At 58.4% G+C, this 17,969-nt stretch carries 26 protein-coding genes; 24 read left to right on the top strand and 2 right to left on the bottom strand.

Annotation, left to right across the window (positions count from 1 at the left end; all coding sequences use genetic code 11):
- The first annotated feature begins 293 nt into the window (after positions 1-293).
- The 11 genes from CA54_RS08080 (at position 294) to CA54_RS08035 (ending at position 6,211) form a co-directional block, all read left to right on the top strand.
- On the top strand, positions 294-581 hold the full coding sequence (locus CA54_RS08080) for a DUF6378 domain-containing protein (protein WP_146370295.1): 288 nt from the start codon (positions 294-296) through the stop codon (positions 579-581).
- Positions 582-638: 57 nt separating this feature from the next.
- Positions 639-878 carry a carbon storage regulator gene (locus CA54_RS08075; protein WP_146370294.1) on the top strand — a complete coding sequence of 80 codons (240 nt, stop codon included), beginning with the start codon at positions 639-641 and terminating at the stop codon, positions 876-878.
- 72 nt (positions 879-950) lie between these two features.
- Positions 951-1,487 (top strand): hypothetical protein, encoded by a 537-nt coding sequence (locus tag CA54_RS08070; RefSeq protein ID WP_146370293.1) that lies wholly within the window; start codon positions 951-953, stop codon positions 1,485-1,487.
- Positions 1,488-1,595: 108 nt separating this feature from the next.
- Positions 1,596-2,573 (top strand): PD-(D/E)XK nuclease-like domain-containing protein, encoded by a 978-nt coding sequence (locus CA54_RS08065; protein ID WP_146370292.1) that lies wholly within the window; start codon positions 1,596-1,598, stop codon positions 2,571-2,573.
- An 11-nt stretch (positions 2,574-2,584) separates the two neighbouring features.
- Entirely contained in the window at positions 2,585-3,049 is a 465-nt protein-coding gene (locus tag CA54_RS08060; protein ID WP_146370291.1) for a hypothetical protein, read from the top strand.
- A 66-nt stretch (positions 3,050-3,115) separates the two neighbouring features.
- Positions 3,116-4,033 (top strand): hypothetical protein, encoded by a 918-nt coding sequence (locus CA54_RS08055; RefSeq protein WP_146370290.1) that lies wholly within the window; start codon positions 3,116-3,118, stop codon positions 4,031-4,033.
- A complete protein-coding gene (locus tag CA54_RS08050) occupies positions 4,030-4,608 on the top strand; it encodes a hypothetical protein (RefSeq protein WP_146370289.1) in 579 nt (192 codons plus the stop codon). The genes CA54_RS08055 and CA54_RS08050 overlap by 4 nt, the downstream gene beginning before the upstream one ends.
- Positions 4,592-5,323: a hypothetical protein gene (locus CA54_RS08045; RefSeq protein ID WP_146370288.1), complete on the top strand. Its 732-nt coding sequence runs from the start codon at positions 4,592-4,594 to the stop codon at positions 5,321-5,323. Before CA54_RS08050 ends, CA54_RS08045 begins: the two co-directional genes overlap by 17 nt.
- A gap of 21 nt (positions 5,324-5,344) precedes the next feature.
- Positions 5,345-5,725 carry a RusA family crossover junction endodeoxyribonuclease gene (locus CA54_RS08040; RefSeq protein WP_197532288.1) on the top strand — a complete coding sequence of 127 codons (381 nt, stop codon included), beginning with the start codon at positions 5,345-5,347 and terminating at the stop codon, positions 5,723-5,725.
- Positions 5,726-5,729: 4 nt separating this feature from the next.
- Positions 5,730-5,852: a hypothetical protein gene (locus CA54_RS29990; RefSeq protein WP_261343712.1), complete on the top strand. Its 123-nt coding sequence runs from the start codon at positions 5,730-5,732 to the stop codon at positions 5,850-5,852.
- Positions 5,852-6,211: a hypothetical protein gene (locus CA54_RS08035; protein WP_146370286.1), complete on the top strand. Its 360-nt coding sequence runs from the start codon at positions 5,852-5,854 to the stop codon at positions 6,209-6,211. The genes CA54_RS29990 and CA54_RS08035 overlap by 1 nt, the downstream gene beginning before the upstream one ends.
- 65 nt (positions 6,212-6,276) lie before the next feature.
- Here the strand turns inward: CA54_RS08035 and CA54_RS08030 are convergent, their stop codons facing one another.
- Complete coding sequence (locus CA54_RS08030) at positions 6,277-7,146, bottom strand: PEP-CTERM sorting domain-containing protein (protein WP_146370285.1); 870 nt, start codon at positions 7,144-7,146, stop codon at positions 6,277-6,279.
- A gap of 721 nt (positions 7,147-7,867) precedes the next feature.
- Between CA54_RS08030 and CA54_RS08025 the strand changes: the two genes are divergently transcribed.
- The 13 genes from CA54_RS08025 (at position 7,868) to CA54_RS07965 (ending at position 17,482) form a co-directional block, all read left to right on the top strand.
- Positions 7,868-10,099, top strand: coding sequence for a terminase gpA endonuclease subunit (locus CA54_RS08025; protein WP_146370284.1), 2,232 nt, complete (start codon positions 7,868-7,870; stop codon positions 10,097-10,099).
- Between the two features lie 448 nt (positions 10,100-10,547).
- Entirely contained in the window at positions 10,548-10,745 is a 198-nt protein-coding gene (locus CA54_RS08020; RefSeq protein WP_146370283.1) for a hypothetical protein, read from the top strand.
- A 20-nt stretch (positions 10,746-10,765) separates the two neighbouring features.
- Positions 10,766-12,172: a phage portal protein gene (locus tag CA54_RS08015; protein WP_197532287.1), complete on the top strand. Its 1,407-nt coding sequence runs from the start codon at positions 10,766-10,768 to the stop codon at positions 12,170-12,172.
- Positions 12,159-13,184, top strand: a complete 1,026-nt coding sequence (locus CA54_RS08010) for a hypothetical protein (RefSeq protein WP_146370281.1) — start codon at positions 12,159-12,161, stop codon at positions 13,182-13,184. The genes CA54_RS08015 and CA54_RS08010 overlap by 14 nt, the downstream gene beginning before the upstream one ends.
- Before the next feature lie 84 nt (positions 13,185-13,268).
- Positions 13,269-14,216 (top strand): major capsid protein, encoded by a 948-nt coding sequence (locus tag CA54_RS08005; RefSeq protein WP_146370280.1) that lies wholly within the window; start codon positions 13,269-13,271, stop codon positions 14,214-14,216.
- A gap of 34 nt (positions 14,217-14,250) precedes the next feature.
- Positions 14,251-14,634, top strand: a complete 384-nt coding sequence (locus CA54_RS08000; RefSeq protein ID WP_146370279.1) for a hypothetical protein — start codon at positions 14,251-14,253, stop codon at positions 14,632-14,634.
- Complete coding sequence (locus CA54_RS07995; RefSeq protein WP_146370278.1) at positions 14,631-15,065, top strand: hypothetical protein; 435 nt, start codon at positions 14,631-14,633, stop codon at positions 15,063-15,065. Before CA54_RS08000 ends, CA54_RS07995 begins: the two co-directional genes overlap by 4 nt.
- Positions 15,062-15,475, top strand: a complete 414-nt coding sequence (locus CA54_RS07990; protein WP_146370277.1) for a hypothetical protein — start codon at positions 15,062-15,064, stop codon at positions 15,473-15,475. Before CA54_RS07995 ends, CA54_RS07990 begins: the two co-directional genes overlap by 4 nt.
- Positions 15,476-15,576: 101 nt before the next feature.
- The gene (locus CA54_RS07985) at positions 15,577-15,930 is read left to right on the top strand and encodes a hypothetical protein (RefSeq protein WP_146370276.1); all 354 of its coding nucleotides are present in this window, start codon (positions 15,577-15,579) and stop codon (positions 15,928-15,930) included.
- A 75-nt stretch (positions 15,931-16,005) separates the two neighbouring features.
- Positions 16,006-16,236 (top strand): hypothetical protein, encoded by a 231-nt coding sequence (locus CA54_RS07980; RefSeq protein WP_146370275.1) that lies wholly within the window; start codon positions 16,006-16,008, stop codon positions 16,234-16,236.
- 72 nt (positions 16,237-16,308) lie between these two features.
- The gene (locus CA54_RS07975) at positions 16,309-16,737 is read left to right on the top strand and encodes a hypothetical protein (protein WP_146370274.1); all 429 of its coding nucleotides are present in this window, start codon (positions 16,309-16,311) and stop codon (positions 16,735-16,737) included.
- Positions 16,738-16,784: 47 nt separating this feature from the next.
- The gene (locus tag CA54_RS07970; protein ID WP_146370273.1) at positions 16,785-17,012 is read left to right on the top strand and encodes a hypothetical protein; all 228 of its coding nucleotides are present in this window, start codon (positions 16,785-16,787) and stop codon (positions 17,010-17,012) included.
- Between the two features lie 5 nt (positions 17,013-17,017).
- Positions 17,018-17,482 (top strand): hypothetical protein, encoded by a 465-nt coding sequence (locus tag CA54_RS07965; protein ID WP_146370272.1) that lies wholly within the window; start codon positions 17,018-17,020, stop codon positions 17,480-17,482.
- A gap of 25 nt (positions 17,483-17,507) precedes the next feature.
- Here the strand turns inward: CA54_RS07965 and CA54_RS07960 are convergent, their stop codons facing one another.
- A complete protein-coding gene (locus CA54_RS07960; RefSeq protein ID WP_146370271.1) occupies positions 17,508-17,765 on the bottom strand; it encodes a hypothetical protein in 258 nt (85 codons plus the stop codon).
- Positions 17,766-17,969 lie beyond the last annotated feature (204 nt).

Genomic DNA, 17,969 nt, shown 5'->3' with positions numbered 1-17,969 from the left:
CATAGGGTGTCGACGTGAAAACGAAAAATGAAATTTAGGCAGCCGGTCAAGGTGGGTTTTTGGTTGAGTTTTGTTCTGTTGTTGCCTGTCGTGGGATACCCGCGGCGATCTGGCACGGTTTGGGTTTGACGCGGAGTTCATCCCGGCCAAAACGCTACGCGTTTCGGCCTCCTTTCCTCCGCGCCAAAACCAAACCTAACGGAGTAGGAAACCGCGGCCGCGGATGGGCGTGAGGGACCATTGGTGAAGCGTTGCGGCCGCGGTGAACTACTCAGAATCAAAAAGGGGAAACAATGAGCGGAATGGCACAGGTGATCAATCCGGCGGCGGCGTCGATATTGGCTGAGGCGGAGTTGCTGACGGCGAAGAATCGGCAAGAGGCTTACGGCGACTATCGGGAGCAATCGCGGGACGTTGCGGCGGTCTGGTCGGTCCTGACGGGTGTTGCAATTACTCCGCGGATGGTGCCGTTGATGATGGCGGCGTTAAAGCTGGTGCGGGAATCTGGAAAGCCTAAACGAGACAACCGGGTTGATGCGTGCGGCTATCTGCATCTCCTGGACCAACTGCCGGAGGACTGAACAACGGGCGGCGTGTGGCCGTCTGTAACGGAGTGCGGATTTCATGGAGGAAAAACGATGCTGATACTTGCACGGAAAATCGGGGAAGTGATCGAGATAGGCGGCGGTGCTGAGGATGTCGTGATTCGGGCTGGCGATCCGTTGCGGCTAGTCGTTGTGGCGCAAATGGGTTCCGTGGTCAAGCTTGGTTTTGACGGCACCAGCGAAATGCCAATCTACCGCGGCGAGATTGCAAGGAAGGCGCGGGCCGCGAAGGATGCGGCGCATGGAGGCGAGATCAAGGACGGGGCCGCATGACGCGGCGGCGCAGGGATGCGCCTTTTTCGTTTGATGTGCGGATTTATTTAACTGGGCGAAAGGATTTGAGGTATGGCGAGAGTTACGTATGCGCAGAAACGAGCGCTCGAAACCAGGATGGTCAACGACCGTGCGCAGTTGCTCGAAAACTGCTGGACGCTGAAGAAAACGGCGGAGCACTATTCCGCGGAGATGGAAGTCGAATTTGCGACATCGACAATTCGCGACGTGTTGGAATCGCTCGGAATGTGGGAAGTGAAACGGAAATTGCCTGCGGCGAATCCGACTGATGTCCTGGATGTGCAGGCGGAACTTGTGGAGCTTTCTAATCGCATTGAAAACATTGCTATCTGCGAAGCCGTTGACGCGAGGTCCGTGGCGGAGATTGAAAGCACGCTGCATTCCCTGGGCGGCCAGGTGTCGGCGGCCGTTTCGCGGGTTGGCGGGTTTGAAAGACGTCTTGCTGGCGTGGTGGCTGATGTGGTGCGGCTGGAGCGGCGGGTTGACGTAATAGAGGAAGGATGTGGAGATGGCGGACGAAAAACGGACGGAGTTAGAGCCGAAGTCGGCGGAGGAAGCGGAGCAAAGTTTGAGGAACTTCCGGCCTGAAGCGGATCCGGATCGGTGTGGCGGTTGTCGGTGCATCATCAGGGCCGGACATGCGATGTGTCCGGGCTGCATGTTGGCCATAGAAATGGATTTGGAGCGATAGAAAGCATGGGCGAAGAAAAGGAAACGGCGGCTGTCGTGCCGGTTGATGAACAAGGGCGGCCGAAGCCGGGGATATATTCGGACGTGGATTTTCCCGAATACCGATCATGGGATTGCGTTAATAACTCGACGCTTGGCGAGTGCCGGCGGTCGGCAATGCACTACAAAGCGGCGTTGTCGAAAGTGCGGAAGGAAACGGATGCGTTGCGATTCGGTACGTTGGCGCATCACGGGCGACTTGAACCGATGGTCGTGGCCGAAAAGTATATTGTGATGCCTGACCTGACCGGCGGAATCACGAAGGCGGACGGCAAGACTCCGCCCGATAAGCCGAAGTCGACCAAAGCATACAAGGAGCGCGTTGCGGAATTCGAGCGGGTTAACGAAGGCAAAATTATCGTCCCGCAAGACGAGTTTGACAAAATGCTTTCGCTCGTTACCGCGTTGACGCATGACGAGCTAGCCGCGAAGTGGCTGCAGGCGGAAGGGCCAGCGGAATTGTCGATCGTCTGGGATGATCCATTGACGGGGCTGAGGTGCAAGGGTCGCGTTGACAAGATTCCGAAATTGAAAATAGTCCTGGACGGCGTGGAGTTCCACATGTTCGTCGATTTGAAGTCGACTCGGGACGCCAGCTATCACGGGTTTCGGAAATCCATTCTTAACTTCGGCTACGCGCGGGCGGGTGCGTTCTATGCCGATGGCCTGCAAGCCCTGACCGGCGTTCCGTGGGTTGAGGGCATCGTTGCTGTTGAGTCTGAATCTCCGTTTGGGGTGGCCTCTGCGCCGCTGGGCTTGCGGTCGATGGAGGCAGGCCGCCGGGAATATCAACAGGCGCTGCAGTTAATTGCGGCGGGTCGGGAACATGGACACTGGCCGGGCTATGAAAATCCGGAAGTGTGGGAAATGCCCGATTTCGCATTGGGCGACGATAAAGCGGACGCGGTGGAGCTGTCCGTTGGTGGTCAACTGGTTTCTATCTGAGGAGCGGTCTGTTGCATATCGACACGATGTTTCCGGCGCCATACCTGCGGGCGGCGGAGTTACAAGGGCAGGAACCGGGGTTGACCATAAGCGGCGTGGCAATCGAGAAAGTCGCACAGAATGAGGAAAAGCCGGTCCTGCATTTCCAAGAAGGCTGCAAGGGCCTTGTTTTAAACAAGACGAACGCCAAAACGCTGGCCGCTGCCTACGGGCCTGATACTGCGGGATGGGGCGAGAGGCCTATCGTTCTGTTTGTTACGCAAACGCAACGGCCAAGCGGGGAACCGTGCGAAGGGATTCGGTTGCGTGTTCCTGTGGCTGCGCCTCCCGCTGCTGCGTTGCCGGCTGGAGCTGGCGTGATGCTGGGCGGGCAATTGCCTGGGCAGGCCGCAGCGTTGCCCAGGGGCGTTCCTGTTGCTCCTGCTGGGCCTCCTGCGGGCGCCGTGCCTGCGTTCCCTGATGGAATCCCGTTTTAGCGCGTTCGCAAAGTGTCCGCGGGGTGTCCGCGATGTGTCCGGGGTAATGCTAGGGAGGGCGGAAAAATGGCGGGCGATTGGGTCAAAATGCGGGGCAGCCTGCTGACCGATCTTAAAGTTGCGGCGATGGCGCGGCATCTTGAGTTTGATCGATCGTTTCAGGATTGGTTTGTTGCGGACAACAGGATTGCGTGTGACGAGACAGTAACGGAGGTCTGTAACACGCGCGTTACGGTGAGCGTTACGGTCAGCGCGCTGTTGGTGGTCTGGTCGAGCGTCAACGTGGTTGTAAAGGACGACAACTTCGTTCCCGGCGTAAGCATATTAGACCTGGACACGATTAGCGGCGTCCCAGGATTTGGCTCTGCCATGTCGTCTGTAGGGTGGGTGATTGAGAGTCAAGATCCCGGCGGCCTAATTTTCCCTAACTTCAATGAGTACAACGTTCCTGTGAAAGAGCGGGCGCTAACAAATGCTGAGAGACAAGCGGTATATCGGGAGCGAAAAAAGGGGCAAGAGGAGCAAAGCGGCGGCGGGACTGGTAACGGAAAACGTAACGAAACTGTTACGAAAAGTGACGAAAATCACGTAACGAAAAGTAACGAAAGTAACGACATAAGAGAAGATAAGATAAGAGAAGATATACAACTACCTAACGGTAGTTGTTTGTCGGAGCAAAACTCCGACATGCCAGCGGAGATGGCGGACCTTGGAGCCTTTGCCGTCAAGGCTGGTGGCGTGGGGTGGTTTCTCGGCCAGTCGCAGGTTGATGAGTGGGCGAATCTGTTTCCGTCTGTGGACGTTGAGGCGGAGTGTCGCAAGGCCCGTGCGTGGCTGGAGGTAAACCCCAAACGTCGCAAGACGTCCAGGGGCATGCCGGCGTTCTTGCTGAGTTGGATCAAGAGGTCCGACGCGGATCTGAAGGCGAGTCGAGGCAGTGGCCTGCTGGATGGCGTGCGTGCGTTCGCGGAGGGTGTCCAATGACGCGGGGCGACTTCGCGCGAGTTTACGCGCATCTCGTGGCCGCTGTTGGGCGGCCGGCATCGAAAGAGCAGGCGGAAGCGTGGTTCTTTGCGATGGAGGATCTGACAGCGGGTCAATTCGCGGCCGGTGTGCGTCGCTGGATGCAAGAGATTGATTCCGGCTTTCCGTCGATCGCAGCCGTGCGTTCAATGGCTATCGAATCAACTGAAGGCGTGCTGCCGGACGCGGCCGCGGCGTGGCAATCGGTTCTGACCGCGATGTCACGTTATGGCTATTACAAAATCGCAGAGGGCGTGGCGTCGTTGGATCAATTGACGCTCTGTGCCCTCGGTGGGTCTGGCGGTTTTCGCCGGCTGTGTGATTGCCAAAGCGATCAGTTGCCTGTGATCGCGGCACAGTTTCGGCGGGCTTATGAATCGCGGGCCGTTGTGGCGGAGAGGCAGCGGAAGTTATCGGCCGACGTTCGGCCAGTGTCGGCCATAGAGGTCCGGCAACGTCGTATTGAATCGCCAGCCGCGGCGTTGGCGAAGCGTTTAACCTGTGCGGAGGACATGGAAAATGACAGTCGTCGGTGAAGTGGTTGCGGTCGATGATTTGATGACCGATGAGGAGCGTGAGCAAATGCAGGCCGCGGCGGAGCGGTTGGAAAACGGTGACGAGCCGCCAACGGGGCTTTATGCGGATGATGAGGCGGTGGCGGTGGCCTCGGCCGAATACGCGGACGCGGATCGGGCGGAGCATCTGCGGGCAATCATGGAGGCGGAGGAGCGCGTAGACAATGCCGAATCGGATTGGCTGGACTGCAAGGAAGAAACCAAAGCGGCCAAGTCGGAAATGGATGCGGCGGTGGCGAAGCTGCGGGCGGTGATACGGGGGGCGGGTGCGCCTCAACTGCCATTCCCTGCCGGTGATGAGCCGGCGGAAGCGGTAGCGGAGGATGAGGTGGAGGCGTTCGCGGACGATGCAAAGCCGCTTCACGATGAGGGCGCCGAATTTAAGCTCGAATGGCTCGAAACGGCGCATCTACGCAAGCTGACCGGCAACAAGAAAATTCTGGGAATGACGATGCGGCTGATGGCTACGGTGTCGCAGCTCTGCGGCGGGCAGATGGTGGGAACTTTGGAGCAATGGATTGCCGAGACGGAAAATTGGGAGGACGTGTTAGCAAGTCGCAAGGGCTTTAGTGCGGACTGGGTGGCGCGGTTGGTGGATTCACTGGCGGCGTTTCGCTCGATTCGGCCGGTGCCGGTGGCTGGCGATGCGCCGACTGTGTTCGACGTAGGGGGGTGATAATTGGGCGTCTGTTTTCGCGTGCCGTGGCCACCAACGGTCAATCACTATTGGGGGAATCGTGTGATTGTCCGGGCGGGCCGCAAGCCGTTTGTGTCAACGTTTATCAAGGCTGAGGGCGTTGCATACCGGAAGGCGGTAGCGGCCGCGATCCGTGAGCGATTCGGTGAACGTTTGCGGCCAACTGCGGCGCGGGTTTCCGTGAGTGTTGAGGCCGTTGCGCCGGATCGGCGGGAGCGGGATTTATCAAACCTGTTGAAAGCGTTTGAGGACGCGCTGACGCATTGCGGCGTTTGGTTGGATGATTTCCAAGTGGATTGGGTGAGCGTGGAGCGCGGGGCTGTGGTGGCGCCGGGTTGGTTGGATGTGGAGTTGCGGCGGATTGTTCCACGGGAGGTATGAGCGAATGCGTTTTGTGTGTGAAGTGTTGCGGGTGGTCGTGCTGGTGTTGTTCGTGCCGGCGGCGTTGTGGGTGGCCGGCTGTATGTGGCTGTCGGCCGGTTTGGACTGGCTAGAGGGGAGGCGTTGATGGCGGTACGGGTACGGCGGGCGTGGCGGAAGAATGCGCCGTGGGAAGGGAGTGCGGCGGAATGGTCGGCGCATCTGGAGGCGATCGCCGATCGTGATCCGTTGGAATGGACGGCCGCGGATGATGCGTCGCTAAGGCGTGCGCTGGCGTTCGTTAGTTCGCGTGAGTCGGGCAGGGTATCGGACGCGGAGGGGTTTCGGTTGCTGCATGCGGCGGACGTGGCGGCCGATGTGTTGGCGACGTTTTGCGGTTTGGCTGAGCGGGACTTGGCGGCCACCGGTGGCCGGCAGATACGGGAAGTCTGGGCCGTGGTGCGGGAGGTGCGGCGGAACGTGCGGGAGCTGGTGGTAACTGAATAAAACATCGAAATGAAAAAACCGCCGACGCATAACGCCGACGGTTGGAAGTTCTCTGACAATTTGTTTCACGCAGCTTGTTGCCGTTTGCGTCGCCAGCCGTAGGCGAGCAGTGAGACGCAAGTGATACCGAGGAGTCCGGCGTAAGTGGAGGGTTCGGGGACGGGGGCAAATCCGCCGGTTGGAGAAACGGCGAGATCTCCTTGACCGAGGATTGTGGTTCTATTGGCGACCAACGTGGTTGTACTCGTATTGGGATCAAACCGATAGATCCCACTGTTGGGATGCTCTCCTGAATTAGAGAGTAATAAGTAGAGATCGCCATTGCTGTCGAATGCCAAATCATCGATGCCGGCGTTGAAATTGTTAAATGCGTGACCCGCAAATGTTGTATTACCATCGGCATCAAACGATTGAAGAAAGGCGCTGCTATCTAATGTCGTCGGGCTTACAGCAAATCCGCCGGTTGGAGAAACGGCGAGATCTCCTTGACCGAGGATTGTGGTTCTATTGGCGACCAACGTGGTTGTACTCGTATTGGGATCAAACCGATAGATCCCACTGTTGGGATGCTCTCCTGAATTAGAGAGTAATAAGTAGAGATCGCCATTGCTGTCGAATGCCAAATCATCGATGCCGGCGTTGAAATTGTTAAATGCGTGACCCGCAAATGTTGTATTACCATCGGCATCAAACGATTGAAGAAAGGCGTTGCCATCTAATGTCGTCGGGCTTACAGCAAATTCCCCATTGGCCACTGATGTAAATAAAAACATGAGACTGAATACTGCAAATCTCCCACACGCCGCGGATACGAACTCGCCACCGACTGCGATTTGACTTATGCGTTTCATTTCTTGTCTCCAGTTTTCCCTGTTGAATCTGCTAACGATTGTTGGGTCAGGCGACGGCAGTTGCGTTACGGGCCGAGCCCCCATAACAATGCGAAAAAAACGGCTGTGCTAGGTCACGAATTCGCGGATTTTTCCGATTTTTCCGAAAATAACTTCCACCAAACTACCGTCCCGAAACCGCAATTCAAGTAAATCCTGCGAGAAAAACGCAATCTAGGCTAATCCCCCAGTCAACCAGGGAAAAAGGTGGCCATTCTTATCAGTGGCTGTTTATTTGTGATGCAATACCCCCGAAGACGCCGCGGGACTTGGCGGCCTCCGTCGGCTGGAAAATCCGGGAGGTGTGGGCCGTGGTGCGGGAGGTGCGGCGAAATGTGGCGGCGCCGGAGCTGGTGGGGGTGCAAAAGGTACTCCGGCGGGCGTCTTGATTCCTCTGGGCAGAGGGAACAGTCGTAAATGCCAATTAAGTTTGTTTGTTTGCTCGGAAATATTCGGCCGCGGTCCGGCAATCGGGACGTTCCCGACGGTGTTTGCCGCGGCGACGCATGCGACGAATTTAGGGCAATCCGCGAAGTGGGCGGCGCGGTGAGGATCTGCATTTTTCGAACATGGGGCAATGGTCGCTTATTGTGTGCCGTCTGGGGTTTACGTGGCTGTTGCATCTCGTAGTATCGGCGTGGGCGGGCATTGCAATTCAGGACGGACTGCGGATTGACTCCGGCCTCAATGGGCAAGGTTGAGCGGGCGGAGAATGCGGGCGGTGATGGCACGGAGCCGGTAGCGGAGGTCGAGCCGGAGAAATCGGTTGACGATCGACGGGCGCGAATTGGTTGACGGACTTTCGCCGGCGGAGCTGGCGGAGTTGGTGCAAAACGCGGAGCCGGGGGAACTGGCGAAAATTGAGGCGGCGTTGGTTGAGGGCGAAAACAAGCCTCAACCGGCGGCGTCTGTTTCTGCGCGCCGCAAGGGCAAGGGCTGGACGGGATACGATCGCACCAAAGCAGACGCGGCAAAGCGTTCCGCGGACAACAGCCGGGCCGGTCGCGATATCGGAGAGCTGCCGGCTGTGGTTGATCCCCAGCGGCGGGCGGCCGCGGCGCGTTCGTTTCGTGTCTACCTGGAGGTTTACTTTCCGGATCTGTTTTACATGGGCTGGAGCGCGGACCATCTGCGCGTGATCTCCAAAATTGAGCGGGCGGTTTTGGAGGGCGGGCTGTTCGCAATGGCGATGCCGCGGGGCAGCGGTAAAACGTCGCTGGCTGAGTGTGCTTGCCTGTGGGCGATGTCCTACGGCTGGCGGGAGTTCGTGGCGCTGATCGGTGCCGACGAAAAGCATGCGGCCGATATGCTCGCCTCAATCAAGGTGGAACTTGAAACCAACGAAAACCTTCTGGCCGATTTTCCGGAGGTCTGCTATCCAATTCGCATGCTGGAGGGCATCGCGCATCGGTGCCGTGGTCAATTGCATCTTGGCCGGCGGACGCAAATGCAATGGACGGCGCGGGAGATTGTCTTGCCGACGATCGCGGATTCGGCGGCCTCCGGCGCGGTGGTCAAGGTGGCCGGCCTGACGGGTGGAATCCGCGGCATGAAATTTAAGCGGGCCGACGGTCGCGCTGTCCGTCCTTCGCTGGTGGTGTTGGACGATCCGCAAACGGACGAATCCGCAAAGTCTCCCAGCCAATGCCGGACGCGGGAGGAAATCGTTGCAGGTGCCGTTTTGGGGCTGGCGGGGCCGGGTAATAAAATCTCGGGCGTGATGCCGTGCACGGTGATCCGAGAGGGCGACTTGGCCGATGCAATGCTCGATACTCAAAAGCGGCCGGAGTGGCAAGGGGAGCGCACCAAACTTGTCTACGCGTTCCCTGAAAACGAAAAGCTTTGGGAGCAATACGAGAAAATCCGAGCCGATGGTTTGCGTGCTGGCGACGGCGGCGCCGCGGGGACGGAGTTCTACCGGGCGAATCGTGAAGCGATGGACGCGGGGTCAAAAGTCGCTTGGGAAGAACGGTTTTTGCCAGGTGAGCTGTCGGCGATTCAATCGGCGATGAATCTCAAAATAGATAACGAGGCGGCATTCTTTGCGGAGTATCAAAACGAGCCTCTGCCGACTGACGACGTTGACGACGAACTTTTGAGCGAAGATGAAATCTGCCGGCGGATCAACCGGGGTAAACGTGGCGCTGTGCCGGCGTGGGCGTCGCGGCTGTCGGTATTCGTCGATGTCCACAAAAAACTTTTGTATTGGATGGTCTGCGCGTGGGGCAACGATTTCACCGGGGCGGTGATTGACTACGGCGCCTATCCGGACCAAAAGCGGGCGCGGTTCACTCTGCGGGAATCAAAGGTTGCAATGAGCCACAAGGCGCCGGGCGCCGGGATGGAAGGCGCGATCTATGCCGGGCTAGAGGTTACGGTTGATGATCTGCTGGGCCGGGAATGGGCCGGTGCCGATGGGGCAGCGTTGCGGCCGGACATCTGCCTCATAGATGCGAACTGGGGGCAATCCACCGACGTTATCAAGATGTTCTGCCGGCAATCCCATTATGCCGGGCAGTTGTGGCCGTCGCATGGTAAGGGCGTGACGGCGAGCATGAAACCGCTAGGCGAATGGCGTAACGAGCCGGGGGATTTAGCGGGCCTGAACTGGCGAGCGCCGACGATCCGCGGCAAGCGGGGGGCGGTGCGGCATGTGATGTTTGATGCCAACTTTTGGAAATCATTCCTCAATGCGCGGTTGTCGACGTCGATGGGTGATCCGGGTGCGCTTACGCTGTTCGGCAATAAGCCGGAGCGGCATGCGTTATTGGCGGATCATCTTACCGCGGAGTATCGGATACGGACGGAGGGCCGCGGCCGGCGGGTGGACGAATGGAAGGTCAAGCCGGGTCGGGCTGATAACCATTGGCTCGATTGCGGGGTTGGATGCGCGGTGGGTGCGTCCATGTTGGGCGTGGAGTTGATGAAACAAGTCGGCAGCGGAGCCGGCAAGGCGGAGCCGCGCAAACGCAAGCGGCGGCGGGTTTCTTATCTTTAGAGCGGGAGGCGGAAAAGTGGCACGGAAAAAAGGGTCAAAGCATCGGGAATACGCGCGGGCCTCAGGTGAGCTGACGCGCTGTCCGCGGTGCAAGTCGACGGAGCGCGGACAGTATGCAAAGCGAGTGGAAAAGCAATTCAGGGGAAAAGATCCCTCCGGCAATGCGTGTACGCATATTGTTTGGCGGCGGGTTCAATGCAAAGCGTGTGGGCAGTGGCGGATTGACAAGCATTATGAAAACCGATCCTCCGCGGATGCGGCGGCGGGCTCAGTTTAGGAAAACGGCCGGGATTCGGATAGTTAATCGCAAAACGGCATTGCGTGCTGCGGGTTTGTGTTGTCGTTGCTGATATAAGGGCGTCGGTTTTGCGGGGATACCTGCTCAACCTCTTTCGCGGAAGCCGTGCGGGGCCGCACCCCTGCACGGCTTTTTTCTTTGGTGGGCACTATGGCGGATAACTCGGCGGCAATCGCGGAGATATTGGGCATTCTCCGGAGTGGTCAAAAGAAAATCACGGTTGACGGGATGACGGTAGAGCACGATTTCGCGGAACTGCGGCGGCAATTGCGGGCCTTGATGGCGGCGGACGATTTCCAAGGCGGCCGCCGGCCAGCTGCGGTTCGTATCAAAATACCGGGGGTATGATGGCGGGCGAAAATCGGAAAATGTTGCAGCGTGCCGGCCGTTTCTTGTTTGGATACGACGCGGCCGCGGATCGTGGGCGGCGTGCGACTCCTGCCGGCGCTTTGCGTTCGGAGGATGCCGTTTTGAAAGCCGGCGACCGTCGCAAAGTCCAAAGCGTATCGCGCGAAGTGCAGCGCAATTTTACCATTGCATCGTGGGCGGTGCGTCGTCATCTGGACTACGTATCAACGTTCAGCTTTCAGCCGCGGACGGGCAACGATGCCGTTGACGCGCGGCTGGCGGAGTTGGTGGACTGGTGGGGGCGTCCTGACAATTTCGAAGTCGGCGGCCGGCATGGGCTGCAACGTTGGACGCGGCTATTGGAGGCGCGGCGGACGGTAGACGGTGACGTCTTTGCGATGCAATTGTCAGACGGTCGACTGCAAGCGATTGAAGGTGATCGGGTACGTGATCCGGGCGACAAGCACAAGCGCAACGGGTCATCCGTCGTCCAAGGCGTGGAAGTCGACAAGGCCGGACGGTCGCGGGCGTTTTATGTGCATAGTCGCGGGCAAGGCGGCAACGGTTTTGAATTTGATCGGCGCGTATTGGCTTCGCGCATGGTTCAGCATGGGTTTTTCGATAGGTTCGATCAGGTTCGCGGCATCTCACCTGTAACGGCCTCCCTCAATACGTATCGGGACGTTTACGAGGGTTTCGATTACGCACTGGCAAAAGCGAAAATAGCGCAGATGTTCGGGCTGGTGTTGTATCGCGACGCGTTGGATTCTCCGGCGCCGGTGACATCGACGGCGGAGACCGATGCGGACGGAGACGGGGAGGCGGAAACGTCCAGCGGTTATGAAATCGATTTCGGCCGCGGGCCGGTCATGCTCGATCTTGATCCGGGGGATAAGGCGGAGTTTCTGGAGAATAAAACCCCAGCTCCGGAGTTTGTTGCGTTTACGCAAGTGATGATTGCGGTCGCGATTAAATCCCTGGATTTGCCTTATTCGTTTTTCGATGAGTCGCACAGCAATTACAGCGGGTCGCGGCAAGCGCTCCTCCAATACGAGATGAGCGCGGCAATCAAGCGCGGCGATTTACAGATGATTCTTGACCGACTGTTGGCTTGGCGGGTGCGTCTGTGGATTGCCGACGGTGTTTTAGAACTGCCGGCCGGGTGGCTGGCAAGCGATCTGCGGTGGGAGTGGATGGCGGCCGGGTTGCCGTGGGTTGATCCCCTCAAGGAAGCAAACGCGGACATTGCCGCGGTCAATGCGGGGCTGAAAACGCGGACGGAGGTATTGCGGCGGCGGGGCCGGGACTTCCGCGCGACGGTCGATGAGTTGGCCGCGGAAAACAAGTATCTAAAAACGGCCGGCGTGGGGCTGGCGCCGGTGTCGGTCGCTGTGGATCTGGGGAGCAAAGACGATGACGAAGAATAAAAACAACGTTGTGCCGGCCGCTGCAATGCGATTTGGCGGTCCTTGTGATTTGGTCATCGGCGAGCAAGTTGACGGCGGCAAGACAACTCCGGTTGAGTTGCTGGCGCGCACCTCTGAGCCTGTCGACCATTACTACTGGGGCCGGGTGGTGCATGATTTCGCCGGCATGAAATTGAGCAAGCCTCAACTGCTGTTGGACTGGTGCCACTATTCCGATGAGGTGCTGGGGTTTCTCGATCGGTTTGAAGTGCGGCCGGAGGGCCTGTATTGCTCCGGCGAGATTGTGCCGTACCTGGACCGCGACAAGGCAACGGAAATCGTCTTCAAGTCGGCGGCCGGCGTTCCTTATGAGTCGTCTATCAATTTCAACGGGTCGGGCATCAAAGTTGAGGAAATAGGGCCGGGTGAGTCGGTGCAAGTCAATGGGCGGGAGTTTGTGGGGCCGGGTGCGGTAATCCGTGAATGGCCTTTGCGTGGCGTGGCAATTTGTCCGTATGGAGCCGATCAAAATACGGCGGCGGAGTTCGCCGACGGTGGCGCGGACGTGTTGATTGAATATCTCGAAAATGATGGGGGGCCGATTGTGGCAAAAGAGAATGAGACGGCGGGCGCGGTTGAGGATGAAACGGTAACGGAGCCGGAGACGGATGCTTCGTCTGGCGGCGACGTTAAGGAGGTTACGGGCGAATTTGCCGGCGGTGACGTGGGTGATGTTACGGGCGAAGTTGCTCCGGCTGTTGTGCCGGCCGCGGCCGGTGAACTGTCGACGGAGGGCGGGCGATTCCTGGAAGCGTTCGGCGATCGTGGCGGCGTGTGGTTCGCTCAGGGCCTTAGTTTTGATGCAGCGCAGGCGAAGTATTTCGGAGAGATGCGGGCTGAAAATGAAAAGCTGACGAAACGCTTGGCGGCTTTGGATCGTGGCGAGTCGACTCCGGCGGAGTTTGCGGCCCCGGCATCGGATGCGGCCGGCGACGAAACGGAAAAACCGGGCTTGGTGCGGCTGCGGAAATAGGGCGGGCGGACGGCGGCGGGCGAATGGGGGCGGGCGGTTTCCCTGCATGTTGAATTTCAAAACAACGCGCAGGGGTGATAAGCGATGGCTGATGATTTGATGACATTGGCGGAGATGATCGTTATTAACGATCAGAATCTAGCCGATATTAACGTTTCGGATTTGCTCAACCGGGCGCCGCTGTTGGCGCGGTTGCATTCGGTGTTGGCTTCCAATGGGACGGTCCACAAGTACGTTAAGGAAACCGGGGCGCCGGTTGTTGGTTTCCGTTCGGTCAATGACGGTCGGGAGCATGACGTTTCCGAAGATACGCTTGTGACGGCAACTCTTGAGATCCTTGACGCTACGTTTAAGGTTGATAAGTCGCTGGCTGACATTTACCAAAAGGGCGCTGAGGCGTTTCTTAACCGTGAGGCGTTGCGCCATCTCCGGGCGGCGTTCTTCGCGTATGAGAAACAGTTGCTCAACGGTACGGTCGGCGGAGACTCCGGCGGTTTTGTTGGCTTCGCCAATGCGGCAACGATGCTTCACAAAGATTCGGCAATGGTCGTGGATGCAACGGGCACTACCGCGAACAAAGGGTCAAGCCTGTGGGCGATTCGATCGACTGCGGATGAGTCGGATGTCTGCGCCGTCATGGGTGAGGATGGCAATATTCGAATTGCCGATACCGAAGTTGTCGAAGTTGCCGGCAGTACGGGAACCTATCCGGCCTATTACACTCCCATTTCGGGGTGGGCTGGTTTGCAAATTGGCAGCGCGTACAGCGTGGGCCGTATCGTCAACCTGACGGCGCAAGCCGACAAGGGATTGACTGACGAATTGATCTATGAATTGCTGAGCAAGTTTCCCTCAGACCGTCAGCCGAATTTGCTGGTTACTTCGCGGCAGTCCGTGTTCCAACTGCGGGACAGTCGGACTGCAACGAATGCGACTGGGGCGCCTGCACCAATCCCAACGGAGGTTGAGGGCATCCCGTTGTTTTCTTCGGAGTCCGTGGGCATCACTGATGCGATTGTAGCCGCGGCGTAGGCGGTTTCTCTTTTAGAGGGTGGGGGGTGATCTGTTGTCTACGCTGGAACGTGCCGCGCGCATACTTGCCAAAGCGATCAACCGAAGTTCGGGCGAGCGCGTGGAGTATGTGCGCGACGCGTCCAGTGTGTTGGTATCGGCTGTACCGGGTTCGACCGGTTACGAGCATAATCAAACCAACGGTATCACGTTACGCGTCAAGGTTCGGGATTTTCTGATAACGGCGGCCGATTTGGTGATCGGCGAAACGTTGATTCTGCCGGAGCGTGGCGATGTGGTGCGGCATACGGTCTGCGATGAGGTGTTGATATTTGAGGTGTTGGATATGGGGGGCGGTTCACATTACGTGCCGTCTGATCCGTGGGGAACAATCTTGCGGGTTCATTGCAAGCAAACGGGGACGGAGGCAGTGGAGTGAGCGCGGTTTATGTCGACGCGGCGGAAAGCTTTAAGGATGTGATCAACGGTCTAACGCTGTCGATGACGTTTGCGGCTACGCGTGAATACGTGCCGACGCGCGACGTGTGCGATGTGAAGGGCTTGACGGTAATTGTCGTGCCGGCAACGGCGGAGGGCGGAGCCGCGGCGCGTGCTCGGGCGGAATGGGATGTTGCCGTTGATGTGGGCATACAGAAAAAAGTCAGTGAGGATTCAGGCGCGGAGGTGGATGCGCTGGCGGCCTTCTCGCAAGAAATAGCGGACGCAATGGCAATCAATCCGTTGCCGATCGGGGCATCGTTCCAGGGAGTCAAGTGGCTGGCAATTTACGTGCCGGAGCATCTCCGCGAGTCGCGGGTTTTTACGAGCGTGATGCGATTTGAATACAAGCTGTGGAAGGCGCGCGGGTGATCGGTTTCAAGTTACGCGGCCGGCCGGTGCAAATGTTCAATCCGCGGGCGGTTGTGTCTCCCAAAGAGCGGGCGACGCGTCACGTATTGTCGCGGTTCGGTTCGTTTGTGCGGCGGACGGCGCGGAGTTCAATCCGCAAGCGTAAGCGGGTGAGCGGTTCGGGTGATCCGCCGTCAAGCCATGAGGGCGGGTTGCGGCGGCTGTTGTTATTCGCATTCGACATGGCAGCGCAATCGGTGGTGGTGGGGCCGTTGTTGTATCGGTCGGGTGTGGCGGAGTTGTTGGAGGAAGGCGGGCAGGCGGTGCGGCGCGGCAAGCGGGTGTCATACGAGCCGCGGCCGTTCATGGGGCCGGCTTATCAGGAAAATTTGCCAAAGGTTCCAAGCCTGTGGCGTGATTCAATCAAATAGGGGGCGGAGATTTGAGTTATACGGTAATCGGCCTTGACTGCAAGTTGTACTACAACTCGGCAACGTGGGCCTCCCCAACGTGGGTTGAGATTGATATCGCAATGGATGTCAAAATAGCGCTGGCGGATAGCGAGGGAGAAGTTTTGACGCGTGAATCGATCTGGAAATTGTTCCTCAAGGGCGGGCGAGAATTGGCCTTGGAATGGGACATGCTGGCCGACCATGAGCATGGCGCCTATACGGCGCTGCGCGATGCATTCTTGGATCGAACCACGATTGAACTCCTCGCGCTCGATGGTGCAAGCGGCGTGGCTGACAATGAGGGTCCGCGGGCAGATTTCCATATCTTCACGTTTGAGCGCACGGAGTCGCGGGAGGATGCGGCGACGTTGGCGATGTCTGCCAAGCCGACGCGAACGGCAAACACTCCGGTCTGGTACACGACTACGGCCTAGTGGCCGTGTAGGGCGGCGGCCGGCGGTGGGCCGGCTGGGTGCGGTTTCCTTTTGGTTTAATGGAGGTTTGAGCGGATGGCACGGAAAAAGGCGGAGCAAGTGAAGGCGGATCTACTCAAAGGTATTTCGCGCGTGGGCAATGCAAAATTTGTGGCGGTGTTGCGCGACGATGTGGAGCTGATCGCGCCGGGTTCGGTCAAGGAGCTGGAAGAATCCGGCCGCGGATCGGGCAAGAAATATCTTGATGTTGAGGTTGAGTTGTGGCGTGAGGTGCTGCAAGGCAAAAAGGCGCTGCTGGCTAAGTAGCGGCGGCGGTTGTGTGGTTCTCTGGGCGGTGCGGTGCTTGGGCTTGTATGGAATTAAGCCGGAGCGGAAACGGTGTCAAAGTTTACGGATAACGCGGGGCGTGAGTGGGTCTTTACGATTACGGTCGATGACGTGCGGCGCGTGCGGAAAAAGCTGGAGGTGGACTTGCTGGATGTGGACGTATTTCCGCAACTGGCGAGCGATCCGATTTTGCTGGCGGATGTGCTGTTTGTGTTGTGTCTGCCTCAGGCGGACGCGGACGGTATCACGGACGAGGATTTCGGCCGGGGCCTGGGCGGAGACGCTATCGATGAGGCTACGGAGGCTGTGCTTGATGCGCTGGTAAATTTTTCCCGGTCAGCGAAGCGGGCGACGCTTCGGAAAGTGATCGACAAGCAAAAGGCGCTGGAGGCGCGGGGGCTGGAAGCGGCGGAGACGTATCTAGCGAGCGGGCAGGCGGAAAAGGAAATGGACGCGGCAATCAAAAAAGCTGGTCTGTAGTTTACGAGCTGGCTGGCGTTGTCGGTGTCAATCCGGGGCCGTATTCGTTGCGTGAGCTGGCATGGATGGCGGAGGGCCGGCAGCGTGCGACGTGGGACGCGGTGGCCTCGGTGTTGTGCCTGCTGGTGAATATCAACCGTGATCCGAAGTCTAAGCCGCACAAAGTTACGGAATTTCATCCATACGCGCAGGCGAAGAAAAAGCCGGCTGCGGTAATTGAGAAAATGTCGCTAAAGGATTGCAAGGGTGCATTCCAGGCGGCCGGATTCAAATAGGGGGCATGATGGGGAATTTTCGGTTGATCGGCGGTGATATTCGATTGCCGGCTGAAAGCGTGGTCAATGAAACGGTCGCGGCGGCAACGAAAATCGACGCGGACAAATTGCAACACTTGTACAAGGCGGGGACGTCGTTTGGGCTGGCTATCGGCGCGACGCCAGCCGCGGTGGAGCGCATAGTATTTGTGGCTTCCGGCGCGGCGACGATCCGCGGGTTTCACGCGCTCTTAAATGATACGGGCACGAATACGGACGTTGATTTTGATTTGAAAGTCAATGGCGCCTCGGTGTTGTCGTCTGTTGTGACTCTCACCGATGCCGACGGGGACCGATCCGTCAGCGATGGCGCGTTGTCCTCTGCCGCGCTGGTGGCTGGCGATGTGGTTTCCATTGAGTTGGCAGTGACGACGACAACCGGCGCACAGGGTCCGTTTGCGTGGGTGGAAATCGAAGAAAACGCGGCATAATCCGCGGGGGTGATACGTGGCAGGCTCAAGGGGCATTCGTGCTGGTCGTGCGTTCTTGGAATTGTTCGCGGACGATACAAAGCTGGCTAAGGGTTTGAAGCGTGCGCAGCAGCGGTTGACGGCGTTCGGTGCCGGCGTGTCGAAGATTGGCGCGGGGATTACTGCACTGGGCGCGGGGTTGGCTGCGCCGTTGTTGGGTGCTGCTAAGTTGTTCGCGTCGACTGGCGACCAGCTCGACAAAATGCGGCAACGTACCGGACTCAGTGCGAAGACAATCAGCCAACTAGGTTTCGCCGCGGAGCAAAGCGGCGCGAGCATCGACCAAATGGATAGGTCATTAGCGGCGATGGCGCGTTTCTCAGTGATGGTCGAGCGTGATTTGAGTACGGCAACGGATGTTCTGGATATGCTGGGCGTCTCCGTGGCTGACTTTAAGGCGTTGAATCCAGAGGGCAAGTTTAAGTTGCTGGCTGAGGGTATTTCCAAC

The sequence above is a fragment of the Symmachiella macrocystis genome (assembly GCF_007860075.1).
In the GTDB taxonomy this organism is placed as follows: domain Bacteria; phylum Planctomycetota; class Planctomycetia; order Planctomycetales; family Planctomycetaceae; genus Symmachiella; species Symmachiella macrocystis.
The sequence above is the reverse complement of the archived record's forward strand: the minus strand, read 5'-3'. Positions and strand labels throughout refer to the sequence as shown.

Excerpts from the sequence above, each read along its gene's own strand:
- CA54_RS08065 (WP_146370292.1), top strand. The coding sequence starts at position 1,596 with ATGGGCGAAGAAAAGGAAACGGCGGCTGTCGTGCCGGTTGATGAACAA.
- CA54_RS08030 (WP_146370285.1), bottom strand. The coding sequence starts at position 7,146 with ATGGGGGCTCGGCCCGTAACGCAACTGCCGTCGCCTGACCCAACAATC.
- CA54_RS08045 (WP_146370288.1), top strand. The coding sequence starts at position 4,592 with ATGACAGTCGTCGGTGAAGTGGTTGCGGTCGATGATTTGATGACCGAT.
- CA54_RS08005 (WP_146370280.1), top strand. The coding sequence starts at position 13,269 with ATGGCTGATGATTTGATGACATTGGCGGAGATGATCGTTATTAACGAT.
- CA54_RS08035 (WP_146370286.1), top strand. The coding sequence starts at position 5,852 with ATGGCGGTACGGGTACGGCGGGCGTGGCGGAAGAATGCGCCGTGGGAA.
- CA54_RS07980 (WP_146370275.1), top strand. The coding sequence starts at position 16,006 with ATGGCACGGAAAAAGGCGGAGCAAGTGAAGGCGGATCTACTCAAAGGT.
- CA54_RS08080 (WP_146370295.1), top strand. The coding sequence starts at position 294 with ATGAGCGGAATGGCACAGGTGATCAATCCGGCGGCGGCGTCGATATTG.
- CA54_RS08075 (WP_146370294.1), top strand. The coding sequence starts at position 639 with ATGCTGATACTTGCACGGAAAATCGGGGAAGTGATCGAGATAGGCGGC.
- CA54_RS07985 (WP_146370276.1), top strand. The coding sequence starts at position 15,577 with ATGGATGTCAAAATAGCGCTGGCGGATAGCGAGGGAGAAGTTTTGACG.
- CA54_RS29990 (WP_261343712.1), top strand. The coding sequence starts at position 5,730 with ATGCGTTTTGTGTGTGAAGTGTTGCGGGTGGTCGTGCTGGTGTTGTTC.
- CA54_RS08070 (WP_146370293.1), top strand. The coding sequence starts at position 951 with ATGGCGAGAGTTACGTATGCGCAGAAACGAGCGCTCGAAACCAGGATG.
- CA54_RS07965 (WP_146370272.1), top strand. The coding sequence starts at position 17,018 with ATGATGGGGAATTTTCGGTTGATCGGCGGTGATATTCGATTGCCGGCT.
- CA54_RS08010 (WP_146370281.1), top strand. The coding sequence starts at position 12,159 with ATGACGAAGAATAAAAACAACGTTGTGCCGGCCGCTGCAATGCGATTT.
- CA54_RS08020 (WP_146370283.1), top strand. The coding sequence starts at position 10,548 with ATGGCGGATAACTCGGCGGCAATCGCGGAGATATTGGGCATTCTCCGG.
- CA54_RS08050 (WP_146370289.1), top strand. The coding sequence starts at position 4,030 with ATGACGCGGGGCGACTTCGCGCGAGTTTACGCGCATCTCGTGGCCGCT.
- CA54_RS08015 (WP_197532287.1), top strand. The coding sequence starts at position 10,766 with ATGTTGCAGCGTGCCGGCCGTTTCTTGTTTGGATACGACGCGGCCGCG.
- CA54_RS08055 (WP_146370290.1), top strand. The coding sequence starts at position 3,116 with ATGGCGGGCGATTGGGTCAAAATGCGGGGCAGCCTGCTGACCGATCTT.